Origin of the sequence: Yersinia vastinensis, assembly GCF_044905075.1 — a bacterium.
GTDB classification, from domain to species: domain Bacteria; phylum Pseudomonadota; class Gammaproteobacteria; order Enterobacterales; family Enterobacteriaceae; genus Yersinia; species Yersinia vastinensis.
This window is the reverse complement of the sequence record NZ_CP173260.1, coordinates 1,753,923-1,768,570: the sequence shown is the minus strand read 5'-3', so window position 1 is coordinate 1,768,570 and position 14,648 is coordinate 1,753,923. Positions and strand designations below refer to the sequence as shown.

The following is a 14,648-nucleotide window of genomic DNA, read 5'->3' as shown; positions in this document are numbered from 1 at the left end:
CCCCCGGTGACTTGAAAGATGAAAGGTATAAGTCGTTTCTGATTGCATAGCGCATCATTTCACGGAAGAATGGCATCTTATTTGCTGGGCGAATAATTCGAAGCTCTAGCATTCTGATTCTTGGTGGGAACCGAATTCGTTATGAAGGTATTGGTTACCGGTGCAACCTGCGGGTTAGGCCGAAATGCCGTTGAATATCTCCGTCGTCAGGGCATCAAAGTCATCGCCACCGGCAACAACTCGGCGATGGGCGCATTATTGACAAAAATGGGCGCTGAATTTATTCACGCAGACCTGACGAATTTGGTTTCTTCACAGGCAAAAGCCATGTTGGCGGGTGTCGATACATTATGGCACTGTTCCAGTTTCACCTCACCGTGGGGCACAGAGCAGGCTTTTGAATTGGCAAACGTCCGCGCTACACGCCGCTTGGGTGAATGGGCTGCGGCTTATGGTGTCGAGAATTTCATTCATGTTTCCTCGCCAGCCATTTATTTCGATTACCATCATCATCGTAATATTCTGGAAGATTTCCGTCCGGCGCGTTTTGCCAATGATTTTGCACGCAGTAAAGCGGCTGGAGAAGAAGTTATTCAGCAATTGGCGCTGTCCAATCCGCAGACCCATTTCACTATTTTGCGTCCGCAAGGTTTGTTCGGCCCCCATGACACCGTGATGCTCCCACGCTTGCTACAAATGATTAAGTATTATGGCACTCTGCTGCTGCCCCGTGGTGGCGATGCATTGGTGGATATGACTTATCTGGAAAATGCAGTACATGCCATGTGGCGAGCAACCCAAAGCCAAGAGACCTTGTCCGGTCGAGCCTATAATATTACCAATCAACAACCCCGCCCTCTACGCACTATCGTGCAACATCTGCTGGAAGAGTTACAGATGACCTGCCGTATCCGGTCCGTGCCTTATCCTATGATGGATATCATGGCCAGAGCGATGGAGAAGCTGGGAAACAAAGCAAAAAAAGAGCCGATACTGACACATTATGGTGTCGCCAAACTCAATTTTGATCTGACACTGGACACCCACCGTGCGGAGTTGGAATTAGGTTATCGCCCAATAGTATCGTTAGACGAAGGCATTATTCGCACTGCCCGCTGGCTAAGAGAACACGGTAAATTGCGCGGTTGATAGCAACCATCGTTACTGAAGTTGATGCTGATTTGCCATTCATGCTGCCGGGCTGCAACTCCACATTCTTTGGGTATATACTACAATCACTTTCATAATAGATTCTTTCACTTAAGGTCCTTATATGAAAAAGAAAAGTATTGCCCTAATTCTTCCCCTCGCTGTTTTACTTAGCGCCTGTACCAACACCGTCTCTCCGGCATTTAAGGATATCAGCAGCCGCAGCGCACCTTGCGTTGAAGGCGGGCCCGATCAGGTAGCACAAAAATTCTATGATCTACGCATTCAGCAAATTGGGCATCTAAATGGTTTACCTGATGATAATTTATCTGCTCAATTCCGCCCTTATCTGAGTCAAGCACTCTACGAAAGAATTCAAACGGTCAGAAAACAAGCGAGTCATCGCACATCCGGCCAAGCGAATCCAACACAAACCATTAATGGCGATATATTTACCAGCCTGCGTGAAGGTAGCACCAGCGCTGAGGTTGCCAGCGCCTCAACCATTCCCAATACCGATGCCCGGAATATTCCGTTACGCGTCAATTTGACCCATCAAACCGCAGGCGGGAAATCGGTAGCATGGCAAGATGAAGTGTTGATGATCCGCGAGGGAACATGCTGGGTTGTTGATGATATCCGCTTTATGGGCGTCTCTGCCCCAGCCAGCAGCTTGCGCCAACTTTTGGGTGATCGATAAACCTCCGCCGCTTAAAAGATAACGAACATAAAATTGTACCGGTTTTATTCCATCAAACCGGTACGTATTGATTTATAAGAATAAACTTATTTTGGTTATTTTTTAGCCCACACTGCGGATACTCTGTCAGATTTATTCATCGCATGACAAATTCCCTTGGATAGCATTCAAATCCAAATGTTATGCTGCCATACCGCTGTAACACGGGTTATTAATAAATTTTAACGCACAAAGATTGCATAAGTATGCCGCGGAAGTTACCATTCACCGCATCATTGGCTATTCAGATTTGGCGCATGAGTATTCAACTTAACGGAATTAACTGTTACTACGGCGTGCATCAGGCGCTGTTCGACATTACATTGGATTGCCCTGCGGGCGAGACCTTAGTGCTATTAGGGCCAAGTGGCGCCGGTAAAAGCTCATTGCTGCGAGTCCTTAATCTGCTGGAAATGCCTCGTTCAGGCACCTTGCAGATCGCTGGAAATCACTTCGACTTTACTCAAGCTCCGGGCGCAAAAGCTATTCGCGAATTGCGTCAGAATGTAGGTATGGTCTTCCAGCAATATAATCTTTGGCCGCATCTGTCAGTGGTACAAAATCTGATTGAAGCCCCCTGCCGTGTGCTGGGTTTGTCAAAAGATGAAGCCATGGCACGTGCGCAAAAGTTACTGACGCGTCTGCGTTTGACTGATTTTGCCGATCGCTTCCCCTTGCACCTTTCTGGTGGTCAGCAACAGCGTGTGGCGATTGCCCGTGCATTGATGATGGAGCCACAGGTTTTGCTTTTTGACGAACCCACCGCGGCACTTGACCCAGAAATTACCGCGCAAATCGTCAGTATCATCCGTGAATTGGCCGGAACGGGCATCACTCAGGTGATTGTTACCCATGAGGTGGAAGTAGCCCGCAAAACGGCCAGCCGCGTGGTTTATATGGAAAATGGTCACGTAGTGGAACAAGGCGATGCCAGCCACTTTACACAACCAACAACTGAAGCTTTTGCCAGCTATCTGTCACATTGATATCTATTTGGGAATTTGCGATGAAAAAATTAATAATTGCTGCAGTCCTCGCCAGTATCAGTTTGTCTGCCTCTGCCGCTGAAACTATCCGTTTCGCTGCTGAAGCAACTTACCCGCCATTCGAATTTATTGATGCTAATAATAAAATGCAGGGCTTTGATATCGATCTGGCTAATGCGCTGTGTAAAGAGATGCAAGCCGAATGTACTTTTACCAATCAAGCCTTTGACAGCTTGATCCCAAGCCTGAAATTCAAACGTTTTGATGCGGTTATCTCTGGGATGGACATCACCCCAGAGCGCCAAAAACAAGTGGCTTTCACCCAACCTTACTATGAAAACTCCGCACTGTTTATTGCAGAGAAAGGCAAAGTTGCTGACATGGCTGCGCTGAAAGGCAAGCGCGTAGGTATGCAAAATGGTTCCACTCATCAGAAATTCTTGATGGAGAAACACCCTGAAATTACCGCAGTGCCTTATGACAGCTATCAGAATGCCATTCTTGATCTGAAAAATGGCCGTCTGGATGCTGTGTTTGGTGATACTGCCGTGGTCAATGAGTGGCTTAAGCAGAATGACCAACTGGTTGCGGTGGGTGACAAAGTGACTGACGCTAACTATTTCGGTACTGGTTTAGGTATTGCGGTTCGTCAAAACAACACCGAATTACAGGGTAAGTTAGATGCTGCACTGGCGAAAGTTAAAGCAGATGGCACCTATCAGACAATCTACAAAAAATGGTTCCAGCAGTAATTTAAGCACCCATGAATGAATTTCAACCTTTAGCAAGCGCCGCCGGCATGACCGTCGGCCTTGCCGTTTGTGCCCTAGCCCTCGGTCTGGTTCTGGCGATGCTGTTTGCCGTCTGTGAATCATCGCGTTGGAAAGTGGTCAGCTACCTGACCACCGGCTGGGTTACCATTTTGCGCGGGCTACCAGAGATACTGGTGGTCCTGTTTATCTATTTTGGCTCCTCTCAGCTCTTGATGATGCTATCTGACGGCTTCACTCTAAATCTCTACCTGTTTGAGCTACCTATTAAGCTCAATATCGATGATTTCGAGGTCAGTCCGTTCTTGTGCGGTGTTATCGCCTTAGCCCTGCTTTATTCGGCTTATGCTTCACAAACCTTACGCGGCGCTCTGAAAGCGGTGCCCGTTGGGCAATGGGAATCAGGCCAGGCGCTGGGATTAAGTCAGGCGGCTATTTTCTTCCGTCTGATCATGCCGCAGATGTGGCGTCATGCCTTACCCGGCTTAGGCAACCAATGGCTGGTGCTGCTCAAAGATACCGCATTAGTGTCGCTGATCAGTGTCAATGACTTAATGCTGCAAACCAAAAGCATTGCCACCCGAACTCAGGAACCTTTCACTTGGTATATGATTGCCGCGGCGATCTATCTGGTGGTGACCCTGCTGAGTCAGTATGTGCTCAAATGGATTGAGCTTCGTACCACCCGTTTCGAACGGAGCGCATCCTGATGCTGGAATATTTACCCGAGATCCTCAAAGGGCTGCACACCAGTCTGACGTTGACCATCGCCTCCTTGTTGGTGGCTTTAGTGTTGTCGCTGCTATTTACCATTGTGCTGACACTAAAAACCCCCATCATCACACCGCTGGTCAAAATTTATATCACGCTGTTCACTGGCACTCCGTTGCTGGTGCAGATCTTTTTGATCTACTACGGACCAGGGCAATTCCCCGCTATCCGTGAATATCCGTGGTTATGGAGTCTGCTATCGCAACCATGGCTGTGTGCAATGATTGCGTTGGCATTGAACAGCGCGGCCTATACAACTCAGTTGTTCTATGGTGCTGTCCGAGCCATTCCTGCGGGTCAGTGGCAATCCTGTGAAGCACTGGGGATGTCGAAGGCACAATCATTGCGTATTTTGCTGCCCTTCGCCTTTAAGCGCGCATTATCCTCCTATTCCAACGAAGTGGTCTTGGTGTTCAAAAGTACCTCACTGGCTTACACCATCACATTGATGGAAGTTATGGGTTACAGCCAATTGATGTATGGCCGGACCTATGACGTGATGGTATTTGGCGCGGCGGGGATAGTTTACCTGTGTGTAAATGGTTTACTGACCTTGTTGATGCGGTTGGTGGAGCGCAGAGCATTGGCATTTGAGCGGCGTAATTAGTGGGGCGCTTTTCCTCATGGTTTTGCTTGAACTAGGTGCTCAGCTCGGTTGTTAAAGTTTTACTGCTCACCTAATCTCCATCGCCTCAACCGGTTAAGGGTGTGTTGGCGCACACCCTTGACAATCCTGCGCCTACGCACGTATCGCTAACCCACTCCGTGGGTCCTCTCATTCATCGTTTCGGCTGGCAGACGGCTTTACGCGGGCCCCTCCGCGCGGCGCCTAAAACGGGCGTCCTGCCCATTTTCCTTGCCTGATCTCGTCACTCGGCTGCTCAAATGTGCTTTTAACATCGAAACCTACAAACCAGGGTTTTTGGACTTTGTTGTTAAGCTCAATCAGGAATATTGCCGACAAGGATAGCGGGTAGAGTGAGCGGGCCATGATGCCCATCGCGCTGGCTCGTTAAGCCCGAGAGACGCCGGAGGTTTACCCGCAGGGCAATATTTCGCGCAAGCGTGGGATTCCACAAGGGTGTGCGCTCACACCCTTTGGCGGTTGGTTCATCCGAGATTAAGTGAGCAGTAGAGCTTTAACAACCGAACCGAACACCTAAATGAATATCCATCAAAATATCTCCCTCTTCTTTTATCACAAAAATAAAAACTAAATTTTTAATCACATTACTTGCATATAAATTCATAAAATGGCAATGTAAATACCATCAATCATCCGAATAAATCGCGATAAAGCATCACCAGAAATAATAAAATCAATAACTAACAGCCTATTCTATTAAAAAAATTCAGACAGGAGTTTAAGCATGAAAAAGTTACTATTGGCATCAATCTTAAGTGGTATGGTTTTTAGCGCAACTGCCGCAGACACCATCCGTTTTGCCGCGTCAGCAACCTACCCTCCTTTCGAATCTATCGGTGCCGATAACGAAATTGTCGGATTCGATATGGATTTGGCAAAAGCATTATGCAAACAGATGGAAGCCAACTGTACTTTCACCAATCAGGCTTTTGATAGTTTGATTCCGGCGCTTAAATTCAAACGTTACGATGCCGTGATTTCCGGTATGGACATCACGCCTGAACGTAGCAAGCAAGTGGCATTTACCCAGCCTTACTATGCTAACTCTGCCATTGTCATCGCTACGAAAGGTAAATTCAGTTCTATTGCTGACCTGAAAGGTAAAAAGATCGGTATGGAAAATGGCACCACGCATCAGAAATACTTGCAAGATAAGCACCCTAAAATTCAAACAGTGGCTTATGACAGCTACCAAAATGCGATTATCGATCTGAAAAATGGCCGTATTGATGGGGTGTTCGGTGACACAGCCGTTGTAAATGAGTGGCTGAAAACCAACCCGAATCTGGCGTCCGTGGGTGAGCATGTGACGGATCCGCAATACTTCGGTACTGGCTTGGGTATCGCCGTGCGCCCTGATAACACCGTGTTGTTAGAAAAATTGAATAAAGCAATTGATGCAGTGAAAGCAGATGGGACGTATAAAGCCATCAATGATAAATGGTTCCCTAACTGATTCCTCTTTTGAAACACTTATCCAACGTCATTGGTGTTGCAGGTAGGTGGCCAGCGAACTTATCCCGTAAAACTTACTCAGGTAAGTGATTCGGGTAAGTGAGCACAGCTCCTCCTGCGGCTTTAAGGGCGAAAGGCCAGTAGGGTCAGCACTTCATAATGGCTGGTGTGCGGGAACATATCGAACAACTGAACCCGTTCAATACGATAATCCGTTAACTGGCCAATATCTTTTACCATCGTTTGTGCATTACAGCTTGAATAGAGAATAAATTTAGGTGCCATCTGGCTGAGATAACAGCACAATTCAGTACCAATTCCTCGGCGCGGCGGGTTGACCAAAACCAACTGGGGCACTTGAGCCTCACTGGTTGCAAAACGGGTTGAATCGAGCGCGGCAAAATTGACATTCTTTAGCCCCAAATGATTCGCTGACTGCTGTGCACAGGCAATGGCCTCGGCACTAATTTCGATGCCCGTCAACCGAGTGGTGGCATCAGCACAGTGCAAACCAAAGCCTCCTACCCCACAGAATAAATCCCACATGCTCTCAATATTTAGCTCACGCACCCATTGGCGCGCTGTGGCATACAGTGAGGCTGCCATCTGCGGGTTGGTCTGGAAAAAACTTTGTGGGCGGATAAATAGCGGCACTTGATTGAATAACTCCGGTAGCGCCTGCTGCTCCGTTAATGCAATCTCTTGCTCTCCTTCCAAAATCGCCATATGGACTGGCTGAATATTGGCCGAGATAACCGCCAGTTGAGGCAATTGTTGCTGCAACCACGGCAAAGCCGCCCGCAGTTGCGCCAATTTCGTTTCAGAGCGCAACACAAAGCGCAGCATTAACTCACCGCTATACGTACTTTCAGTCAATAGCAGGAATTTCAGCTCACCGCGCTTACGGGCAACGTTATAGGGCGTCAACCCCGCGCGGGCGATAAAGGTTTTAAGCACCGTAAAAACGGGGGCGAAACTGGCTGGATAAAGTGGACAATCGCATAAATCAACGGCACTACCGTCACGATGCAACATCCCCAATAGCGGGCGCTCGACACTGCCACTGACCACCATTTTCGCTTTATTACGAAAAGCACTTTCACGACCAAAAACCGGCTCAAGCCATTGAGCTACGGCGTGACCGGATAATAAGCTGTCCAAATGATGTTGTTTGTCGGCCAGTTGCTGAGAATAAGGTTTCTCCAGCCACTGACAGGAACGGCAGCGACCCGCCGTATACTGTGCGCAATGCATTAATAATTAACCGTTATAATCTGAGACGTTGAATAATTTTCAGCCGAGGCTGTTGGTGGGAACGGATTGTAGCACTGTGTAACGCTAAACACTCATTTTGACGCGCGGGAATAGCGGTGCCAAGGGAAAAATAACAAACCGATAATCACTGCATCCGGGATTTTCTGTAACAGCAGACTATGCAAAATTTCAGCGCTGGTATCCCCATCAACGCGGAAAACATCCACATCCAACGTTAACCAATCCAGTGAGACCATTAACAAATAGATAATGACAAGTAATTGGCAAACCAGATAAAACCAACGCGCCCAGTTTTGCCGCAGACACACCGCAACGCCACACACAATTTCCAGTAGCAGCAGTAATATACTGATAACAAAGACCAGACCAGAATCCCAGCTTTGCAGGCTTTCATGAATAAAGCTGCCAGTACCACGCCAACCCAGTTCGGCAACTAACAACAATACCCCGAGAATACGGGTAGCAATAATGGCCGTTCCGGCAATTAATACCGGCACAGGAGTGGTGGCTGCAGATGAAAACGCTGGGGATGAAAATAACGATCTCATATTGCCCTGTCTGTCTCCCTGTTAGGGTTTTGCAACCTAATGTTATCCCTGACAATAACGCCGTTTTTACACGGCGTCAGAAGATGATGAAAGACTAACAGTTTTCAGGCTAATCAGCTACGGGCAGCTTTACGTAATTCGCGTAACCGCTGTTTTTCCGAACGAGACATAAACCACCACGCAATTAAGCCGATAATCCCAACCACCAGTAAGATAAGCGTCGCCAGCGCATTTATTTCTGGGTTAACCCCCATACGGACACTGGAGAACACCAGCATCGGCAAGGTTGTCGCCCCCGGCCCGGCCACGAAACTGGCGATGACCAAATCATCCAGTGATAAAGTAAAGGCTAACAACCAACCGGAAATTAACGCCGGCGCTATCATCGGTACAGTAATCACAAAAAAGACTTTCAATGGTGTCGCCCCTAGATCCATTGCGGCTTCTTCAATTGAGCGGTCCAACTCGCGCAAACGAGAGCTAATCACCACCGTCACATAGGCGGTACAGAAAGTCACATGAGCCAACCAGATAGTGAACATCCCGCGTTCCGCTGGCCAGCCAATCGCGTGGCCCATCGCCACGAACAGCAATAATAGAGACAAGCCGGTGATAACATCGGGCATCACCAGTGGGGCTGTCAGCATAAAAGCAAAACCAGTGGATCCTCGAAAACGCCCGAAACGCACCATAACGACTGCGGCTATCGTCCCCAGTACCACCGCCATCGTGGCAGAGGCCGCTGCGATAGTTAGACTTAATCCGACGGCTGATATCATCGCCGAGTCATTAAAAAGCTCGGTATACCAACGTGTTGACCACCCCGCCCATACAGTGACTAGCTTTGAACTGTTAAATGAGTAGATAACCAACATCAGCATTGGTGCATACAAGAATGTATAGCCGACAATCAAAATAGCCCGGCGCCAAACCGAACGCACTTCCGGCAGGTTATTCATACCGAGCCTCCTATCTCTTTATTCTGGTGCTTATGGAACCAGAGTATTGGCGCAATCAGCAATACCAGCATGACAGTCGCGACCGCAGAGGCCACCGGCCAGTCGCGGTTATTGAAGAATTCCTGCCACAAAATACGGCCAATCATGATGCTATCTGGCCCTCCGAGCAGTTCAGGAATAACAAACTCACCGACGGCTGGAATAAAGACCAGCATAGATCCGGCCACTATCCCACCTTTGGTCAACGGCACAATCACACTGACAAAGGTTTTAAATGGTTTGGCCCCTAAGTCCAGCGCGGCTTCAACCAATGAGTAATCCAGCCGGGTCAATGCGGTATAGATAGGCAATACCATAAAAGGCAGATAGGAATAGACCACACCAATGTATACCGCCAAATTGGTATGCAGAATGACCAATGGTTGATCAATAACTCCAGCCCACATCAGGAAGTTGTTTAGAATGCCGTTATTTTTCAAAATGCCCATCCAGGCATAAACCCGAATCAGGAATGATGTCCATGATGGCAGGATAACCAGCAACAATAAGATATTGCGTGTGGATGATTTACTGTGGGCGATCGCCCAAGCCAATGGATAACCAATAATCAAACAGCACAGCGTCGACACCGCCGCCACTTGGAGTGATTGCAAGTAGGCATCGATGTACAGTGGATCATCAAGCAGTTGCAGATAGTTGCCCAAATTGAGCGAGATATCCAACTTACCGTCAAGCCAGGTCACCAGATCAGTATAAGGAGGAACTGCACGCGCCATTTCCGCTAGACTGATTTTAAACACAATCAGAAATGGCAACATAAACAGCAGGAATAGCCACAAATAAGGCATCGCAATGACCACCTTGCGGCCATGCAACATCTGGAAACGTTGTATCAGCGCCTTGAGTGGCCCGACGGTTCGGGCCGGTGGCTCTGCGGCTCCACGGGTAGATTCTGGTATCACAATATTAAGCTCCCAACACCACGCAGCTATCAGCATCCCAGCAAAGTTGCACTTCATCACCCCAGGTTGGCATCCCTTTACGGTAACGGTGGCCATTCTGGAGTTGCGCGCTGAGCATCTGCCCACTGTGTAGTTTTACGTGGTAGATAGACAAATCACCCAGATAGGCAATATGCACCACTTCACCCACCGCAAAGTTACACCCATCTTCCGGCACCTGCTCACACAGCATGACCTTTTCAGGGCGCAGTGCAACGAAGACCGGGACACCGTCAACCACCGAAGCATCAGAATCCACTTTTAACGGATGGCGTAAACCGGGGCTATCAATGATCAGCGCCTCATCCATACGTTCTTTTAGCACGCCTTCAAACACATTCACCGAGCCGATAAATTCAGCACTGAATCTGCTGTTTGGATGCTCATAAATCTCTTCAGGTTCGCCAATTTGTACAAACTTGCCACGATTCATAATGGCAATGCGCCCAGCCATGGTCATCGCTTCTTCCTGATCATGGGTCACCATGACGCAAGTCGCGCCTACCCGCTCCAGAATATCCACAACTTCCAGTTGCATGCGGTCGCGCAGCTTTTTATCTAATGCCCCCATTGGCTCATCCAACAGCAGCAGCTTTGGCCGTTTGGCCAGACTGCGCGCCAAAGCCACTCGCTGGCGCTGACCACCAGATAACTGGTGCGGTTTACGTTTGGCAAACTCTTGCATGTGCACCAGTGTTAGCATCTCTGCTACCCGGCTTTTAATTTCATCAGTCGGTAATTTATCCTGCTTCAAACCAAACGCGATATTTTGCTCAACAGTCATATGTGGGAATAGTGCATAAGACTGAAACATCATGTTGATTGGGCGCTGATAAGGCGGTACGTGCGATAAATCCTGCCCATCAAGAACTATTTGCCCCTGAGTCGGCTGCTCAAAACCGGCCAGCATACGCAACAGGGTGGATTTCCCACAGCCTGACGCCCCCAACAGCGCAAAAATCTCACCTTTATAGATGGTCAAATTGACATCATCTACCGCAGCCTGACCATCAAATGATTTGGTTAAATTACGAATCTCCAGCAAGGGGGTAAACACCTTCTGAGATTTTGGCTGCGGGCGGGGAATTACATCATTCACTCAGCGTGCTCTCCGTAAAAGCAGAACAGGCCGCATTCAAGGTGCGGCACAATAAAAAACAGGAACAGGAAGATATACTCCCTGTTCCTACCATGGTCTATTTTACTTTTTATCAATGGGTTAACAGCCATCGCCAGATGACTGATTCACACCATCGGCTTATTTACCGCTTTTCACTTTGGTCCAAGCCCGGGTGATTACACGATCAATCTTCGGCTCTTGTACTTTTAGTGTAAACATTTTCGCGCGCACATCTGCTGGCGGGTAAATGCCCGGATTATCACGCACTTCTGCGTTCACCAACGGAGTCGCCGCTTTGTTGGCATTGGCATAGAATACGTGGTTACTGATATTCGCAATCACATCAGGGCGCATCAGATAATTCAAGAACTGATAAGCTTCATCCTGATTTTTAGCATCCGATGGCATCGCAAACACATCAAAGAAAGCCAATGCCCCTTCCTTTGGAATGCTGTAAGCCACATTGACCCCATTTTTAGCTTCTTTAGCGCGGTTAGAGGCTTGCATAACATCACCAGCCCAACCTACCGCAACACAGATATCACCATTGGCCAAATCATTAATATATTGTGACGAGTGGAAATAGCGGATATTCGGTCGCAACTTCAGCAGTAAATCAGTGGCAGGGCCGGTGTAATCCGCAGCTTGAATACTGTTTGGATCTTTGCCCAGATAATTGAGTACCGTAGCAAAAATCTCACTCGGGGCATCAAGGAAAGAGACGCCACAACTTTTCAGTTTTTCAAGATTTTCAGGTTTCAGTACCAAATCCCAACTGTTTACCGGCGCATCAGTCCCCAGTGCTGCTTTTACTTTTTCTACGTTATAGCCAATACCTGTCGTTGCCCACAAATAAGGGATAGCGAATTTGTTCTCAGGATCATGCTTGCTGACCAGAGCCAACAGTTCGGGATCGAGATTTTTGTCATTAGGTAATTTACTTTTATCGAGCGGCTTAAATACACCAGCAGACAATTGGCGTTCAAGGAAACTGGCTGATGGCACCACCAAGTCAAACCCGGTACTCCCTGCCATCAACTTACCTTCCAACACCTCGTTGGAGTCAAACACATCATAGACAACCTTAATGCCGGTCTCTTTTTGGAAATTAGCCAGCGTGTCCGGCGCGATATAATCAGACCAGTTGTAAACGTGCAGTGTTTTTTCCTCAGCGGATGCTGAGACGGACGCGGCCATTAACAGGCCAGCAGTAACACCCGATAACCACTTTTTACGTTGGGTGAACATCCGTTAACTCCTCCAAAATAGGGGGTGAGGTCGTACGCTAAATTTGTACCCGAGGGGATACAACACCGTTGTCCTGCCGAGCGCGATTACCACAAATACCGATGCATGACTATGCACGGTGAGTGATTATGAGCCTAACAATAACAATCACAAATTTTGTGGGAAATATTATGCCCTTTGCAGAAACAGCAGCATAACCGCACTTCGCAATCTGCACCAGACTCTAGGGTAAAAAACGCCTTTTATCGATTTTTTATGCATATTTTATCTATGTAATGCGCCACTAACGGCATAAACGGCGATAAATATCTGGCAAAGGAGGGTAAAAAGCAGAATATCTTATGGTTTACAGGGAGAATGGCAGTGTGCCACTGGTTACCAGCAGCACTCTGAATATTGATATGGGGATAAATTAATGAATAACGGGGTATGCTGTAGCGGTTTGTGGCTGCTCATCATCATCACCGTTCCCAATGAACAGTAAATCATTGCTACGCGCTTCCAGAATAATCATGGAAATCTGCTCTTCGCTCTGTTGCATAAAATAGCCAAATTGAGCGAGAGTTACGCCAACTTCAACGGTCAATGACTGGCAGACAATCAGTTTCGGCAGATTATCATCTTGAATATCAATAAAGGCTTTCACAGTCAGCGAACTGGCGTTGATTTGGCTAAGATCCGCCACGAGTGGAATCAATGCAGTTGGCCGGACTTCAGCCAATGCCGAGAACAAAATGACGTTATCAACCAAATCGATTTTGGCATCAAACACGCCATCAAAATTTTGCATATGCGGCAAATGCAGCGCCTGGCAGGAATCGCACTCAAAAAATGAGATACCGAGTTGATCCAGCCAACGCCGTAATAAGGCTAAATCCGGGACGATGAGTGAATCCATAACTACCTACCTCACGATTCTCACAATACGAAAAGTGCCATAGCTTACGGAATATTGACCGACAGCGCTACTTCAATCCCGACTAATTTGCTCCCCACTACAGACCAATATGGCCTTACTCTGATTTGTTTTCCTTTTTGATTCGTGCTTCATCTAACTCTTTCTTGGATTGCGGCTTTGATATTCTATCCGCACTGCCTAATAGCGGGCCAAAACCACTGGCAACGCGCCAAACAATATAAGCGGCAGCCGGCAGCATTAGGCCAATTCCGATAAAAATCATCGCCACGGCAACCGCCGGTGTTCCCATTGAGCCTGGTAATGACAAATAGTCATTAATACTCAAATAGGCCACAACCAGTAACAGCATCCCCAATGCTTCTGAAATAATCACAATCCGGGGCATATCTCCTAACGAGCGCATCTTTACCTCCGATAAGCTCTGTACCAACTTTTATCCAGTGTATTGAATACCCACTATTTGTAACAGTATCGAGATGCAAATAGGTAGGATTAATCAGAATAACAGGCAATTCCTGCTTTTTTTTCACTGCGCCAAAGGGCATAGTAGACCCCAGTGAGAGTGAGTAATACGCTAGAAGTCATTTAACAGTTGAATATATCAGTAACTGTTGGCGAAGTGATTATCTCAATTTAATCAAGGAGTTTTACATGTTTGCTGTGATTTTCGGGCGTCCTGGATGTCCTTACTGTGTTCGTGCCAAAGAACTGGCAGAGAAACTGGAAACTGAACGTGACGATTTTAAATTCCGCTATATCGATATTCATGCGGAAGGTATCACTAAAGCGGATCTGGAAAAGACTGTTGGTAAACCAGTAGAAACCGTGCCACAAATCTTTATTGATGAAAAACACATTGGCGGTTGTACTGATTTTGAAGCCTATGCTAAACAAAATCTGAGCCTATTCCAGTAATCTGACGGGCAAAAAGCCGAAATTATCTATACCCATATTAGGGTTATCGTCAATTTTGGCGAGTCTGAACCGATAAAGGGTGTTTTTACACCCTTTTTTATTGCGGCCATGACAGCCGATACAGTAAAACATTTCCCCACTATTGCC

General features: G+C 47.4%; 16 protein-coding genes. 8 read left to right on the top strand and 8 right to left on the bottom strand.

Features of this window, described 5'->3' with window-relative positions; all coding sequences use genetic code 11:
• The first annotated feature begins 141 nt into the window (after positions 1-141).
• The 7 genes from ACIOG0_RS08235 (at position 142) to ACIOG0_RS08205 (ending at position 6,517) form a co-directional block, all read left to right on the top strand.
• Positions 142-1,149 carry an NAD(P)-dependent oxidoreductase gene (locus ACIOG0_RS08235; RefSeq protein ID WP_128450879.1) on the top strand — a complete coding sequence of 336 codons (1,008 nt, stop codon included), beginning with the start codon at positions 142-144 and terminating at the stop codon, positions 1,147-1,149.
• Positions 1,150-1,273: 124 nt separating this feature from the next.
• Entirely contained in the window at positions 1,274-1,849 is a 576-nt protein-coding gene (locus tag ACIOG0_RS08230) for a lipoprotein (protein ID WP_050139716.1), read from the top strand.
• A gap of 296 nt (positions 1,850-2,145) precedes the next feature.
• Complete coding sequence (gene artP, locus ACIOG0_RS08225; protein ID WP_042839384.1) at positions 2,146-2,874, top strand: arginine ABC transporter ATP-binding protein ArtP; 729 nt, start codon at positions 2,146-2,148, stop codon at positions 2,872-2,874.
• A gap of 20 nt (positions 2,875-2,894) precedes the next feature.
• Positions 2,895-3,626 carry an arginine ABC transporter substrate-binding protein gene (gene artJ, locus ACIOG0_RS08220; protein WP_050097086.1) on the top strand — a complete coding sequence of 244 codons (732 nt, stop codon included), beginning with the start codon at positions 2,895-2,897 and terminating at the stop codon, positions 3,624-3,626.
• An 11-nt stretch (positions 3,627-3,637) separates the two neighbouring features.
• The gene (artQ, locus tag ACIOG0_RS08215) at positions 3,638-4,354 is read left to right on the top strand and encodes an arginine ABC transporter permease ArtQ (protein WP_050097085.1); all 717 of its coding nucleotides are present in this window, start codon (positions 3,638-3,640) and stop codon (positions 4,352-4,354) included.
• Positions 4,354-5,022, top strand: coding sequence for an arginine ABC transporter permease ArtM (gene artM / locus ACIOG0_RS08210; RefSeq protein ID WP_050097084.1), 669 nt, complete (start codon positions 4,354-4,356; stop codon positions 5,020-5,022). The genes artQ and artM overlap by 1 nt, the downstream gene beginning before the upstream one ends.
• A 763-nt stretch (positions 5,023-5,785) precedes the next feature.
• Entirely contained in the window at positions 5,786-6,517 is a 732-nt protein-coding gene (locus ACIOG0_RS08205) for an arginine ABC transporter substrate-binding protein (RefSeq protein ID WP_404705002.1), read from the top strand.
• A gap of 122 nt (positions 6,518-6,639) precedes the next feature.
• On the opposite strand, the gene rlmC is transcribed toward ACIOG0_RS08205, so the two are convergent.
• From rlmC to ACIOG0_RS08165, 8 genes are all read right to left on the bottom strand, one after another.
• The gene (rlmC, locus tag ACIOG0_RS08200; protein WP_128450880.1) at positions 6,640-7,770 is read right to left on the bottom strand and encodes a 23S rRNA (uracil(747)-C(5))-methyltransferase RlmC; all 1,131 of its coding nucleotides are present in this window, start codon (positions 7,768-7,770) and stop codon (positions 6,640-6,642) included.
• A gap of 92 nt (positions 7,771-7,862) precedes the next feature.
• Positions 7,863-8,339 (bottom strand): YbjO family protein, encoded by a 477-nt coding sequence (locus ACIOG0_RS08195; protein ID WP_050097081.1) that lies wholly within the window; start codon positions 8,337-8,339, stop codon positions 7,863-7,865.
• A gap of 113 nt (positions 8,340-8,452) precedes the next feature.
• Complete coding sequence (gene potI, locus ACIOG0_RS08190; protein WP_050295315.1) at positions 8,453-9,298, bottom strand: putrescine ABC transporter permease PotI; 846 nt, start codon at positions 9,296-9,298, stop codon at positions 8,453-8,455.
• Positions 9,295-10,260 (bottom strand): putrescine ABC transporter permease PotH, encoded by a 966-nt coding sequence (potH, locus tag ACIOG0_RS08185; RefSeq protein ID WP_050097735.1) that lies wholly within the window; start codon positions 10,258-10,260, stop codon positions 9,295-9,297. The genes potI and potH overlap by 4 nt, the downstream gene beginning before the upstream one ends.
• A gap of 4 nt (positions 10,261-10,264) precedes the next feature.
• The gene (gene potG / locus ACIOG0_RS08180; protein ID WP_050097079.1) at positions 10,265-11,398 is read right to left on the bottom strand and encodes a putrescine ABC transporter ATP-binding subunit PotG; all 1,134 of its coding nucleotides are present in this window, start codon (positions 11,396-11,398) and stop codon (positions 10,265-10,267) included.
• A 159-nt stretch (positions 11,399-11,557) separates the two neighbouring features.
• Entirely contained in the window at positions 11,558-12,667 is a 1,110-nt protein-coding gene (potF, locus tag ACIOG0_RS08175) for a spermidine/putrescine ABC transporter substrate-binding protein PotF (protein WP_050295314.1), read from the bottom strand.
• A 412-nt stretch (positions 12,668-13,079) separates the two neighbouring features.
• Positions 13,080-13,565: a YbjN domain-containing protein gene (locus ACIOG0_RS08170; protein WP_050097077.1), complete on the bottom strand. Its 486-nt coding sequence runs from the start codon at positions 13,563-13,565 to the stop codon at positions 13,080-13,082.
• Between the two features lie 115 nt (positions 13,566-13,680).
• Positions 13,681-13,989, bottom strand: a complete 309-nt coding sequence (locus ACIOG0_RS08165) for a YbjC family protein (protein ID WP_050097076.1) — start codon at positions 13,987-13,989, stop codon at positions 13,681-13,683.
• 248 nt (positions 13,990-14,237) lie between these two features.
• On the opposite strand from ACIOG0_RS08165, the gene ACIOG0_RS08160 reads away from it, so the two are divergent.
• Positions 14,238-14,501 carry a GrxA family glutaredoxin gene (locus tag ACIOG0_RS08160; protein ID WP_004710767.1) on the top strand — a complete coding sequence of 88 codons (264 nt, stop codon included), beginning with the start codon at positions 14,238-14,240 and terminating at the stop codon, positions 14,499-14,501.
• Positions 14,502-14,648: the final 147 nt, after the last annotated feature.

Bases quoted from the DNA above. Each gene is read 5' to 3' on its own strand.
- ACIOG0_RS08195 (WP_050097081.1), bottom strand. From the start codon at position 8,339: ATGAGATCGTTATTTTCATCCCCAGCGTTTTCATCTGCAGCCACCACT.
- artJ (WP_050097086.1), top strand. From the start codon at position 2,895: ATGAAAAAATTAATAATTGCTGCAGTCCTCGCCAGTATCAGTTTGTCT.
- ACIOG0_RS08165 (WP_050097076.1), bottom strand. From the start codon at position 13,989: ATGCGCTCGTTAGGAGATATGCCCCGGATTGTGATTATTTCAGAAGCA.
- potI (WP_050295315.1), bottom strand. From the start codon at position 9,298: ATGAATAACCTGCCGGAAGTGCGTTCGGTTTGGCGCCGGGCTATTTTG.
- rlmC (WP_128450880.1), bottom strand. From the start codon at position 7,770: ATGCATTGCGCACAGTATACGGCGGGTCGCTGCCGTTCCTGTCAGTGG.
- ACIOG0_RS08205 (WP_404705002.1), top strand. From the start codon at position 5,786: ATGAAAAAGTTACTATTGGCATCAATCTTAAGTGGTATGGTTTTTAGC.
- ACIOG0_RS08170 (WP_050097077.1), bottom strand. From the start codon at position 13,565: ATGGATTCACTCATCGTCCCGGATTTAGCCTTATTACGGCGTTGGCTG.
- artM (WP_050097084.1), top strand. From the start codon at position 4,354: ATGCTGGAATATTTACCCGAGATCCTCAAAGGGCTGCACACCAGTCTG.
- artP (WP_042839384.1), top strand. From the start codon at position 2,146: ATGAGTATTCAACTTAACGGAATTAACTGTTACTACGGCGTGCATCAG.
- ACIOG0_RS08160 (WP_004710767.1), top strand. From the start codon at position 14,238: ATGTTTGCTGTGATTTTCGGGCGTCCTGGATGTCCTTACTGTGTTCGT.
- ACIOG0_RS08230 (WP_050139716.1), top strand. From the start codon at position 1,274: ATGAAAAAGAAAAGTATTGCCCTAATTCTTCCCCTCGCTGTTTTACTT.
- potF (WP_050295314.1), bottom strand. From the start codon at position 12,667: ATGTTCACCCAACGTAAAAAGTGGTTATCGGGTGTTACTGCTGGCCTG.
- ACIOG0_RS08235 (WP_128450879.1), top strand. From the start codon at position 142: ATGAAGGTATTGGTTACCGGTGCAACCTGCGGGTTAGGCCGAAATGCC.
- artQ (WP_050097085.1), top strand. From the start codon at position 3,638: ATGAATGAATTTCAACCTTTAGCAAGCGCCGCCGGCATGACCGTCGGC.